The sequence below is a fragment of the Enterobacter sp. ECC-219 genome, from assembly GCF_043966805.1.
Classification (GTDB): domain Bacteria; phylum Pseudomonadota; class Gammaproteobacteria; order Enterobacterales; family Enterobacteriaceae; genus Enterobacter; species Enterobacter cloacae_N.
In genome coordinates, this window is sequence record NZ_CP143680.1 from 3,201,579 (window position 1) to 3,213,200 (window position 11,622).

Consider the following 11,622-nt stretch of genomic DNA (forward strand, 5'->3'; position numbering starts at 1 on the left):
ATCAGGCTAGCGCGCGAGCGTTAGCCTGAGCCCGTCTCGCCCGCAGGTAACCGTAAATCAGCAGCGCGCTCATGGCCGAGAAAGAGAGTATTGCCGCTGGCAGCGTGACGTAACGCCAGCTAAAGCCGAGGGTAATCATCATCCCGCCGAAGTACGCACCGATCGCACTGCCGAGATTAAACGCCATCTGCCCTCCTGCCGCCCCCAGCATCTCACCGCCCTTCGCATTTTGCAGCAGCAGGATCTGCAGCGGCGCGGAGAGTGCAAACAGCCCGGCACAGCAGATAAAGCCCATGACCAGCGAGGCCGCTTGCAGTTCGCCAAAGGCAAAAAGCAGCAGCAGTGAGGCGACAATCACCATGTCGGTAGCCGCCGCAATGCGCAGCGGGCTAAACCGGCCAGAGAGCTTACCGCTCAGCAGATTACCTAACACCATGCCAAGCCCCATCAGCATCATGATGACCGTCATCAGCCCTTCCGAAAAACCGGAAACATTGACCATAAAGGGCTTAACGAAGCTAAACCACGCGAACACCCCGGCATTACCAAACATCGTGGCGGCAAAAATCAGCCAGGGTTCAGGTTTCCTCAGAAATTTGAACTGCTCGGTCAATTTGATTTCTGACGTGTCGCGGATGTCCGGCACCCAGAGCAGAACTGAGAGGATCACCAGCGCGTCGAACACCGCAATCAGGAAAAAGGTATAGCGCCAGTTAAAGGCGTGCCCCAGCCAGGTCCCCAGCGGCACGCCCACCAGGTTGGCTACGGTCATACCGGCGATCATCCCGGCCACCGCGACCGTCACCTTACCCGGTGGCGCAATTTTGGAGAGGATTATCGCCCCGACGCCAAAAATGGCCCCGTGCGGAAAACCGGAAATCAGCCGCCCCAGCGCCAGCCAGAAATACGACGTAGAAAACGTAAACAGGGCATTGCCTACAGCGCACATCGCCACCAGAAACAGCAGCGTGGTTTTTAAGGAGAACTTGCCTGAAAACAGCGCCACAATCGGGGCGCCAACCACCACACCGAAAGCATAAAACGAGATCATATTCCCGGCGGAGGGAATCGAAATGCCGGTGTCATGCGCCAGCTCGGTTAGCACGCCCATAATGCCAAATTCAGCCATTCCCAGGCCAAACGTGCCAAGCGCCAGCGAAAAAATTGTCTTTTTCATACCGCAACCACAGGTTAAAAACTCGCGACGGGCATTATTGAACAATCTTGTATGGTGAGCCAGTTCAAATCAGCTGGCTGACACATTAATCCATTAATTCAGGTGGATTACACTTTGTAGTGCGGCCTCGTTTTTCCCGTGCCGGACAACCAGAGGATGACAATTATGGGAAGTAAAAAGAAAGCCCCTGTCGCTGTTGAAGTCGTAAAGAGTGCTCCGCTAAAGACTAAAGAATATGAAAAAGAGCTGCGCCGCCTGCACGTTGAACTGGTCAAGCTCCAGCAGTGGGTTGTCGCCAAAGGACTGAAGGTGTGTATCGTTTTTGAGGGGCGCGACGGCGCCGGTAAAGGCGGCACCATCAAAGCGATTACCGAGCGCGTCAGCCCGCGCGTCTTTCGCGTCGTCGCGCTTCCCGCGCCTACCGATAAAGAAAAAAGCCAGCTCTACTTCCAGCGTTACGTGCCGCATCTGCCCTCAGCGGGCGAAATCGTCATCTTCGACCGCAGCTGGTATAACCGCGCGGGCGTCGAGCGCGTGATGGGATTCTGTACCGAAGAACAGGTGGAGAAATTTCTGGACGGCACGCCGGTCATGGAAAAAGCGATGGTCGATGCCGGCATTATCCTGCTGAAATACTGGCTGGAGGTGACGCCAAAAGAGCAGGAGCGCCGCCTGCGCGACCGCATCAACGATGGGCGCAAAATCTGGAAGCTGTCCCCCATGGACATTAAATCTTTTAACCTGTGGGACGAGTATACCCTCGCCCGCGACGCCATGTTTGAAGCCACCGATACAGCCTGGGCGCCGTGGTTTGTGGCCCGTTCAGAAGATAAAAAACGCGTGCGCCTGAATATTATTTCGCACCTGCTGACGCAAATCCCCTATAAAGAAATACACGTAGACAAGGTGGATTTACCGAAACGTAAAATTGGTAAAGTTAAACCCACAAAATATCCGTTCCGGTATGTGGAAGAGCGGTTCTGATATAGCAGGGGTAGGCCCGTGCAAGCGCAGCGCCGCCGGGCAAAGCCGACGGCGCAGGTCTTACTTGATCCCTTCCGTACTTTCCTGTTTCGCTTCCAGACGTTCCACATCACGATACCAGCGCGGATGGTGTTTCTGCGCCCAGCGGCGGCTCACCTTCCCTTCAATCATGCCTTTAATCGACCCTTTTACCCAGAACGCCATATACATATGGATCAGGATAGCGTGGATCAGAATAATGGCCGACGTCGCGTGGATAAGCAGCGCGTAGCGAATCACCTGGATCGGGAAATAGTGCGCAAAATACGGACGCCAGATAATCACCCCGGTCACCAGCAGCACAAAAATCATGCTCATGATGGTCCAGAACATCATCTTCTGTCCGGCGTTGTATTTGCCCACCTTCGCGACTTTATGCTCGTTGCCCTTCAGGACTTCGACGATACCTTTCAGCCACGGGATATCCTGCTTGTCCGGGATGTTATGGTGGACAAAGCGCACGAACATAAACATCAGCACCACGAAAATCAGCACGCCGAAGAACGGGTGCAGAATGCGCCCCATTTGCGGCGTACCGAAGGTTTCGGTCAGCCACTGTAGCGTTGGGAAGAAGAACGAAATCCCCGACACCGCCACCAGGAAGAAGCAGATCACCACCGTCCAGTGACAGGCGCGGTCGATAAACTTTGTGCGCACAATCATTTTCGACTTACTCATGGTGCTCCTCCTCGTCGTCATCCACCTCTTTGTTTGGCCCGATACCGATGTAGTGATAAATCAGCCCCGCAAAGGTGGCGATAAAGCCCGCCGCAGAGAGCGGTTTAAGCGCCCCTTTCCACAGGTTGATGGAGGTATCGATCGCCGGATCTTTCGGCAGATTATGATACAGCTCCGGCTGATCGTTATGGTGGAGCACGTACATTACGTGCGTGCCGCCCACGCCCTGCGGGTTGTAAATGCCCGCCTTGTCGTAGCCGCGCGCTTTCAGCTTGTCCACCCGCTCTTGCGCCACGTCCAGCATCTCTTTTTTGGTGCCGAAGTGGATAGCACCAGTGGGACAGGTCTTGACGCAGGCAGGCTCCTGCCCGACGCTGACGCGGTCCACGCACAGGGTGCATTTATATACCCGGTTATCCTCTTTATTGAGGCGCGGGACATTAAACGGACAGCCCGCGATGCAGTACCCGCAGCCGATGCAGTTGTCCTGCTGGAAGTCGACGATCCCGTTGGCGTACTGAATAATCGCGCCGGCAGACGGGCACGCCTTCAGGCAGCCCGGATCTTCACAGTGCATGCAGCCGTCTTTGCGGATGAGCCACTCCAGCCTGCCGTTCTGGTCGGTTTCGCTAAAGCGCATCACCGTCCAGGATTTGGCGCTCAGATCCGCCGGATTATCGTAGACCCCGACGCAGTGCCCCACCTCGTCGCGGATATCGTTCCACTCCGAACAGGCCACCTGGCAGGCTTTACAGCCCACGCAGGAGGAGACATCGATAAGCTTGGCGACCTCTGCCTTATAGTCCCGCGCGCGGGGCGCGGGGGTGATCGGGTTGGTCGCGGAGCGTTTAATAATGTCTTGTGTTTCCATCGCCATTTAATCGCTCCTTACGCTTTCTCGATGTTGACCAGAAACGCTTTGTACTCCGGCGTTTGCGAGTTGGAATCGCCGACGTTTGGCGTCAGGGTGTTGGCGATGTAGCCTTTTTGCGCAACGCCCTCAAAGCCCCAGTGCAGCGGGATACCGACAGTTTCTACCTGCTGGCCGTGCACGTTCAGACTTTGCAAACGACGGGTGACCACCGCCACCGCGCGAATAAAGCCGCGCTTGCTGCTCACCTTCACGCGGTCGCCGTTGGCAATGCCCTTCGCTTTCGCCAGCGTTTCGCTGATCTCCACAAACTGTTCCGGCTGCGCGATGGCGTTAAGCCGCGCATGCTTGGTCCAGGTATGGAAATGCTCGGTCAGGCGATAGGTCGTTCCGACATACGGGAATTTGTCCTTTTTACCTAAGCGCAGCATGTCCTCTTCGTAGATCCGCACCACCGGGCTGGAGACCACGTTCGGGTGCAGCGGGTTAGTGCCGAGCGGCGTTTCCATCGGCTCGTAGTGTTCCGGGAACGGCCCTTCCGCCAGCTTGTTGAGGGCGAACAGGCGTCCCAGACCTTCCGGCTGCATGATAAACGGCCCGGTGTTGCTGCCCGGCGCGGCGGTGTTGTAGTCCGGGATGTCGTTCCCCGTCCACTTCGTCCCGTTCCACTGGATCAGCATCCGTTTCGGATCCCACGGCTTGCCGTTCACGTCGGCGGACGCACGGTTGTACAGCACGCGACGGTTCAGCGGCCATGCCCAAGCCCAGCCCAGCGTGTTGCCCAGGCCTGACGGGTCAGCGTTGTCGCGGTTCGCCATCTGGTTACCCTGCTCCGTCCAGCTGCCGGTGTAGATCCAGCAGGATGATGCCGTGGTACCGTCGTCACGCAGCAGCGCGAAGCTGTTCAGCAACTGGCCTTTCTTCGCCACCAGGTTGCCGTTGGCGTCGTAGAGATCTGCCAGCGCCACGCCGTTGTTCTCTTTCGCGACTTCCTCAGACTCAGGACGATCCGGCTGCTTGTAGTGCCAGCTCATCTTCAGCAGCGGCTCAGCGCCTTTGCCGCCTTCAGTGCGGTACATTTCGCGCAGGCGATGGTAAATGCCGGCCAGGATTTCGCCGTCGTTACGTGCTTCGCCCGGCGCGTCCTGCCCTTTCCAGTGCCACTGCAGCCAGCGGCCGGAGTTGGCAATAGAGCCATCTTCTTCCGCAAAGCAGGTAGATGGCAGGCGGAACACTTCGGTCTGAATCGACGCCGGATCGACATCGTTTGACTCCCCGTGGTTCTGCCAGAAGGTGGAGGTCTCGGTCACCAGCGGATCGATAACCACCATGTACTTCAGCTTGCTCAGGCTGCGAACGACTTTGTTCTTGTCCGGGAAGGAGGCCACCGGGTTGAAGCCCTGGCAGATATAGCCCGTGACGTTGCCCTTATCCATCATGTTGAAATACTTGATGACGTCGTAAGCCTGGTCCCACTTCGGCAACCACTCAAAGCCCCAGTCGTTCTCCTTCTGCGCTGCGTCGCCGTAGAAGGATTTCATCAGGCTGACGTAGAATTTCGGATAGTTGCTCCAGTAGTTCACCTGATCCGGCAGCGTCGCTTTTGGCGTATTGGCCTCAAGATACGCTTGCAGATCGGCCTGCTTTTCAGACGGCAGCGTCAGGTAGCCCGGCAGGCTGGTGGAGAGCAGACCGAGATCGGTTAAGCCCTGAATGTTAGAGTGGCCGCGCAGCGCGTTCACGCCGCCGCCTGCCATCCCCATGTTGCCGAGCAGCAGTTGGATCATCGCCATGGTGCGGATGTTCTGCGCGCCCACGGTGTGCTGTGTCCAGCCCAGCGCATACAGGAACGTGGTGGTTCTGTCGGCGGCGCTGGTGGAGGCCAGCACTTCACACACCTTCAGGAAGTCCGCTTTCGGTGTGCCGCAGATGTTCTCCACCACGTCCGGCGTATAGCGGGAAACGTGCTGCTTCAGCAGGTTCCACACGCAGCGCGGATGCGTCAGGGTTTCATCCCGCATCGCATAGCCGTTTTCGTCGAACTGATAGTTCCACGAGGACTTGTCGTACTGGCGTTTTTCAGCGTCATAGCCGCTGAACAGCCCGTCATCAAAGGCAAAATCATCCCGCACCAGCAGGTTCGCGTTGGTGTAGTGCTTAACGTATTCCGCGTTGATTTTGTTGTTTTCGATCAGGTACAGCAGCACGCCGGACAGGAACGTAATGTCCGTACCGGAGCGAATCGGCGCATAGATATCGGCCACAGATGCTGTACGCGTAAAGCGCGGATCGACGACGATAAGCGTCGCATCGTTGTTGTTTTTCGCTTCCATCGCCCAGCGGAACCCCACCGGATGGGCTTCAGCGGCATTACCGCCCATCACCACCACGACGTTAGCGTTTTTGATATCAACCCAGTGGTTGGTCATCGCACCGCGACCAAATGTTGGAGCAAGACTTGCTACCGTTGGTCCGTGTCAGACGCGTGCCTGGTTGTCTACCGCCAGCATGCCGAGAGAGCGCACAAATTTTTGTGTCAGCATGCCGGTTTCATTGCTTGCCGCAGATGCGCACAGCATCCCGGTAGAGAGCCAGCGGTTGACCGTTACGCCCTGCTCGTTCTTTTCAATAAAGTTGGCGTCACGGTCGGCTTTCATCAGTTTTGCAATACGAGAGAAAGCCTCATCCCAGGAGATACGCTGCCATTTGTCGGAGCCCGGCGCGCGGTATTCCGGGTAGCGCAGGCGGTTTTCGCTGTGGACATAGTCCAGCAGGCCCGCCCCTTTCGGGCAGAGTGCCCCGCGGCTCACCGGATGATCCGGATCCCCTTCAATATGGTAAATCGCTTCTCTGGCGTTCTTCGCGCCATCGCCCAGGCTATACATCAATAGCCCACAACCCACGGAGCAGTATGTGCAGGTGTTACGGATCTCTTTCGCACGCAGCAGCTTATAGTTGCGTGCCTGAGCCAGCGCCATTTTGGGAGCAAATCCCAGCATTGCGGCTGTGGTTCCGGCCATACCGCCCGCGCAGATTTTGAAAAATTGTCTGCGGCTGACGTCCATTGTTGTCCTCGTTATCTGATAAGACTTCGCGCCGCAAACTAACAGCAAAGTCCCTGTTTTTTTTGCGTCAAATCAAGGTCGCCTGACTTCGCCCCCTTAATAGTCACCGCTGCCGCGTTTGAATAATCCTTTAGGGTTAAACGCCTGAGAGAATAATTCGCGACAGGGTCAGGATTAATGCGATACATTTTTCCTTTGTTTTTTTAGCGATGAAGACGTAATGGACAGAAAGAGAGCAACGCTCACAGGACTGGCGGCAATACTGTTGTGGAGCACCATGGTGGGCCTGATTCGCAGCGTGAGTGAAGGGCTTGGGCCGGTCGGCGGCGCGGCGATGATATATACCCTCAGCGGATTGCTTTGCCTGGTGACGGTGGGATTTCCTGATATTAAACGTTTTTCTCCCGGGTATCTTATTGCAGGCAGCGTACTGTTTGTCAGTTACGAAATTTGCCTGGCGCTGTCGTTAGGCTATGCCGCCACGCGAGCGCAGGCCATTGAAGTCGGTATGGTAAATTATCTCTGGCCGAGCCTGACGATCGTCTTTGCTATTTTATTCAACGGACAGAAATCAACGCTGTGGGTCATTCCCGGGTTAGCTATCGCGCTGCTCGGCGTGTGTTGGGTATTAGGCGGTGAGCAAGGGCTACATATTGATGAAATAACCCGCAATATCGTCTCGAACCCGCTCAGCTATGCGCTGGCCTTTGCGGGGGCATTTATCTGGGCCGCTTACTGCACGGTAACCGCTAAATTTGCCAGAGGCCAAAACGGTATTACCCTCTTTGTTTTGTTAACTGCGCTCAGCCTTTGGGTGAAATATTCTCTGAGCGATCAGCCGGAAATGGTGTTCAGTTTTCCGGTTATCGTGAAGCTCGTTATGTGCGGTATCGCGCTTGGGTTTGGCTATGCCGCATGGAATATTGGCATTCTGCACGGTAACGTTACGGTCCTCGCTGCCGTGTCCTATTTTACTCCCGTTCTCTCTGCCGCGCTTGCTGCCGTGCTGCTGAGTTCTCCCCTCTCTTTCTCGTTCTGGCAGGGCGCACTGATGGTCTGCGCCGGGTCATTGCTCTGCTGGTACGCCACCCGGAAATAGCGTCCAGATTTCTGCCGGGTGTGATTAAACCCGGCAGAAAATTAACATAAATTTAATATGTGATCGCACCAGAAAATATTAATCTGAACATTAGTGAGATCGTTTAGGTTCTGTTTATATTATCTTCCTTTCGTAAATGCCACACACCTTAAATTGACATAACCTGACACCTGCGCGTAACTACTTCCCTGCGAATATTACCGTCCTTAATAGTAAGAAATGCAATAGTCCACGCCTCCGGAACCGTTTAAAAATAAATCCACACCGATTAAATATTCGCCACCTCAAATTATCATGGCGTCATTAACCCGATCTCGATCACACTAAATGAAATTATTACTCATATTTTGAAACTTATTATTGAAAGGCAGCGACAAGATTTTTAAAAATAGCACGCCGTTGTCGAACAGCCTCGTATAGAAATTGCTCGCAATGGTTCAGGAAATACTGAAAAAAAATTATAAGGAATATTTAAGATGAAACTTAAATTAGTTGCAGTGGCAGTCACTTCCATGTTGGCAGCAGGCGTTGTAAACGCAGCTGAAATTTATAACAAAGACGGTAACAAGCTGGATCTGTACGGTAAAGTGACAGGTCTGCACTATTTCTCTGATGACGCTGGCGCAGACGGTGATAAAACCTACATGCGTATCGGCTTCAAGGGTGAAACCCAGGTTAACGACCAGCTTTCCGGCTACGGCCAGTGGGAATACCAGATTCAGGGTAACAAAGACGAAGGCGACAACCAGTCCTGGACCCGTGTAGCCTTCGCAGGTCTGAAGTTCGCTGAAGCCGGTTCATTCGATTACGGTCGTAACTACGGCGTGATTTACGACGTGACCTCCTGGACCGACGTTCTGCCAGAATTCGGCGGAGACACCTACGGCGCAGACAACTTCCTGCAGTCTCGTGCAAACGGCGTAGCAACATACCGTAACCAGGACTTCTTCGGTCTGGTTGACGGCCTGAACTTTGCCCTGCAGTACCAGGGTAAAAACGGCAGCGTAAGCGGTGAAAACACCAACGGCCGCAGCCTGCTGAACCAGAACGGCGACGGCTACGGCGCATCCCTGACTTACGATCTGGGTGAAGGCTTCAGCGTTGGGGGGGCAATGTCCTCCTCCAAACGTACCGCTGACCAGAATGCGGCTGGCGTATACGGTGAGGGCGACCGCGCTGAAGTGTACAGCGGCGGCGTGAAGTACGACGCGAACAATATCTACCTTGCCGCGCAGTACTCTCAGACCTACAACGCGACCCGCTTCGGTACCTCTAACGGCAACCGCAGCGACATTTACGGTTTCGCAAACAAGGCGCAAAACTTCGAAGTTGTGGCTCAGTACCAGTTCGACTTTGGCCTGCGTCCATCCATTGCTTACCTGCAGTCTAAAGGTAAAGACATCGAGAACTTCGGCGACCAGGATCTGGTTAAATACATCGATGTTGGCACGACCTACTATTTTAACAAAAACATGTCCACCTACGTGGATTACAAAATCAACCTGCTGGACGATAACCAGTTCACTCGCCAGGCAGGTATCGGTACCGACAACATCGTTGCGCTGGGTCTGACCTACCAGTTCTAAACCTTGTTTGTACAAAAGCCAGCTGAATAAGCTGGCTTTTTTCTTATCTTTACCCCGCAGACGACTCCCCGCCCGCAGCCCTGCGAAGCCAGTTTTGCAGCAGCTTACCGTCCTCGGTCATCTCTGAATCTGTACGTACGCAGAGGTGATAGTCGCGCCCGTCATCGATGGGTAGGTCAAATATCTTCACCAGCTCACCGCTCTCCAGGTAAGGTGCGATCAGCGGCTCGCGCATTAACGCGCAGCCCAGCCCAGCCTGCACACCTGCCAGCGTCAACAGCCCGTCTTCAAACAGAGGGCCGCTGCGCCGGAGAGGACGTTTTACCCCCTGCAACAGAAACCACTGCGCCCACGTGGTGCGCTCTTCATCATGCAGCAGCGGCATTTGCAGCAGCTGCTCAGGCGTGTCGATATGGCCATGAATACGCAAAAACGTGCGGCTGCACACCGGCACCATCTGTCCGGAAATTAGCTTTTCACTTTGATAGCCCGCCCACTGACCGTTACCAAAACGAATCGACATATCCGACGCATCGCTCAGATAGTTACGATGGTTGGCATACACTACGTTGATCTCGGTCTGCGGATTCGCGCGCATAAAAGCAGGCAGACGCGGGATAAACCACCCCATGCCAAAGAGCGGGATCAGGCTGATGGTGACCTGACGCGTTTGCGCCTGCTCAGCCAGATGCTCCGTTGCCTGGCGCAGCACGTTAAACGCCGCACGGATCGAGCGATAGTATTCACGTCCGTGCTGGCTCAGCACCAGCCTTCGCCCCTGACGCTCCGTCAGTGGCATTTGCAGATAGCCTTCGAGCACCTTGAGCTGATGGCTGACAGCCGACGGTGAGATCTCAAGTTCCTGCGCGGCCAGCGTGACGCTGCCCAGCCGGGCAATGGCCTCAAAGGCACGTACGGCCCGAAGCGGTGGATCGTTTGCCAGGCGACTGTCTGCATAAGCAGACGCATCCGCTAATTGTTCTGTTTTATTCATATATTGATTTCTTTAGGCTTATCCGCCAAAAACAGGCTTACACTATCTTTATATAAATCATCCAGATAAAGCAATATCGGTTTATCATAAGAAATAATATATGTGTATTTTACAATTTAATTCATTTATCGGATGGTAGCCGCAGAAGAAGCTCTTTGCGGGTACAAACGTTGGATACACTCATACAACAACTGATCAACGGCGTGATGCTGGGAAGCATTTACGCGCTGATCGCGCTGGGCTATACCATGGTGTATGGCATCTTGCGCATTATTAACTTCGCTCACGGCGATATTCTGATGGTCGGGGCGCTCACCACGCTTTCCGCCATTAACGCCCTGAACGCCACCTTTCCGCACATGCCGCTGCTGTTGCAGCTTGGCGTTGCCCTGGTGATTGCGATGGCCGTCTGCGCCCTGCTGGCCATGGCCGTTGAGCGCTTTGCCTACCGCCGGCTGCGCAATGCCCCGCGCCTGGCGCCGCTGATCTCGGGTATCGGCGTCTCCGTCCTGCTGCAAACCCTGGCGATGATTATCTGGACACGCAACCCGCTGATGTTCCCGCAGATCCTGCCGATGGCCCCTATCGCCGTCACATCCGGCAGCGAAGCGCATCCTCCTGCCATCGTCACCGTCACCGGTATCGTCACCGTTGTCCTGGCGCTGGCGGTAATGACTGGGCTGTGGCTGCTGGTGGAATACACCCGCCTGGGGCGCGGCATGCGCGCCGTTGCGGAAAACCCACGCGTGGCCACGCTGATGGGGGTTAACCCAAACGCCATTATTACCCTGACGTTTGCCATTGGTGGCGTATTTGCCGCGCTGGCAGGCGTGATGATGGCGAGCAACTACGGCAACGCCAGCTTCTCGATGGGCTTTTTGCCCGGGATTAAAGCCTTTACCGCCGCCGTACTGGGGGGCATTGGCAACATTCGTGGCGCAATGGTTGGCGGCATCCTGCTCGGTATTATCGAAGCGCTGGGCGCAGGTTACCTGGGTGAACTAACCGATGGCGTATTTGGCAGCAACTATCAGGACGTCTTTGCCTTTATGGTGCTGATCCTGGTGCTGGTCTTCCGTCCGGCTGGCCTGCTGGGCGAGCGCATGGCGCACAGAGCGTAAGGAATACC

Annotated in this window: 9 protein-coding genes; 4 read left to right on the forward strand and 5 right to left on the reverse strand. The window is 55.3% G+C overall.

The window, feature by feature from the left end; all coding sequences use genetic code 11:
• Nucleotide 1: 1 nt before the first annotated feature.
• The gene (gene araJ / locus V1603_RS15180; RefSeq protein ID WP_116339739.1) at nt 2-1,177 is read right to left on the reverse strand and encodes an MFS transporter AraJ; all 1,176 of its coding nucleotides are present in this window, start codon (nt 1,175-1,177) and stop codon (nt 2-4) included.
• 165 nt (nt 1,178-1,342) lie between these two features.
• Between araJ and ppk2 the strand changes: the two genes are divergently transcribed.
• Entirely contained in the window at nt 1,343-2,161 is an 819-nt protein-coding gene (gene ppk2, locus V1603_RS15185; protein WP_080329185.1) for a polyphosphate kinase 2, read from the forward strand.
• 60 nt (nt 2,162-2,221) lie between these two features.
• Here ppk2 and fdnI read toward each other — a convergent pair whose 3' ends face one another.
• Genes fdnI through fdnG form a run of 3 tightly spaced genes read right to left on the reverse strand, consistent with a single transcriptional unit; the run spans nt 2,222 to nt 6,814 of the window.
• The gene (gene fdnI / locus V1603_RS15190; protein WP_080329188.1) at nt 2,222-2,878 is read right to left on the reverse strand and encodes a formate dehydrogenase-N subunit gamma; all 657 of its coding nucleotides are present in this window, start codon (nt 2,876-2,878) and stop codon (nt 2,222-2,224) included.
• Nucleotides 2,871-3,755: a formate dehydrogenase subunit beta gene (fdxH, locus tag V1603_RS15195; RefSeq protein ID WP_166711265.1), complete on the reverse strand. Its 885-nt coding sequence runs from the start codon at nt 3,753-3,755 to the stop codon at nt 2,871-2,873. Before fdxH ends, fdnI begins: the two co-directional genes overlap by 8 nt.
• 11 nt (nt 3,756-3,766) lie before the next feature.
• Nucleotides 3,767-6,814 (reverse strand): formate dehydrogenase-N subunit alpha, encoded by a 3,048-nt coding sequence (gene fdnG / locus V1603_RS15200; protein ID WP_395312889.1) that lies wholly within the window; start codon nt 6,812-6,814, stop codon nt 3,767-3,769.
• A 220-nt stretch (nt 6,815-7,034) separates the two neighbouring features.
• Between fdnG and yddG the strand changes: the two genes are divergently transcribed.
• A complete protein-coding gene (gene yddG / locus V1603_RS15205; protein ID WP_116339733.1) occupies nt 7,035-7,913 on the forward strand; it encodes an aromatic amino acid DMT transporter YddG in 879 nt (292 codons plus the stop codon).
• A gap of 476 nt (nt 7,914-8,389) precedes the next feature.
• Nucleotides 8,390-9,499, forward strand: coding sequence for a porin OmpC (locus V1603_RS15210; RefSeq protein ID WP_061098128.1), 1,110 nt, complete (start codon nt 8,390-8,392; stop codon nt 9,497-9,499).
• Between the two features lie 49 nt (nt 9,500-9,548).
• Here V1603_RS15210 and V1603_RS15215 read toward each other — a convergent pair whose 3' ends face one another.
• Nucleotides 9,549-10,493 (reverse strand): LysR substrate-binding domain-containing protein, encoded by a 945-nt coding sequence (locus V1603_RS15215; RefSeq protein WP_116339731.1) that lies wholly within the window; start codon nt 10,491-10,493, stop codon nt 9,549-9,551.
• Nucleotides 10,494-10,663: 170 nt separating this feature from the next.
• Here V1603_RS15215 and V1603_RS15220 point away from each other — a divergent pair, with 170 nt between their 5' ends.
• Nucleotides 10,664-11,614: a branched-chain amino acid ABC transporter permease gene (locus tag V1603_RS15220; RefSeq protein ID WP_395312890.1), complete on the forward strand. Its 951-nt coding sequence runs from the start codon at nt 10,664-10,666 to the stop codon at nt 11,612-11,614.
• Nucleotides 11,615-11,622: the final 8 nt, after the last annotated feature.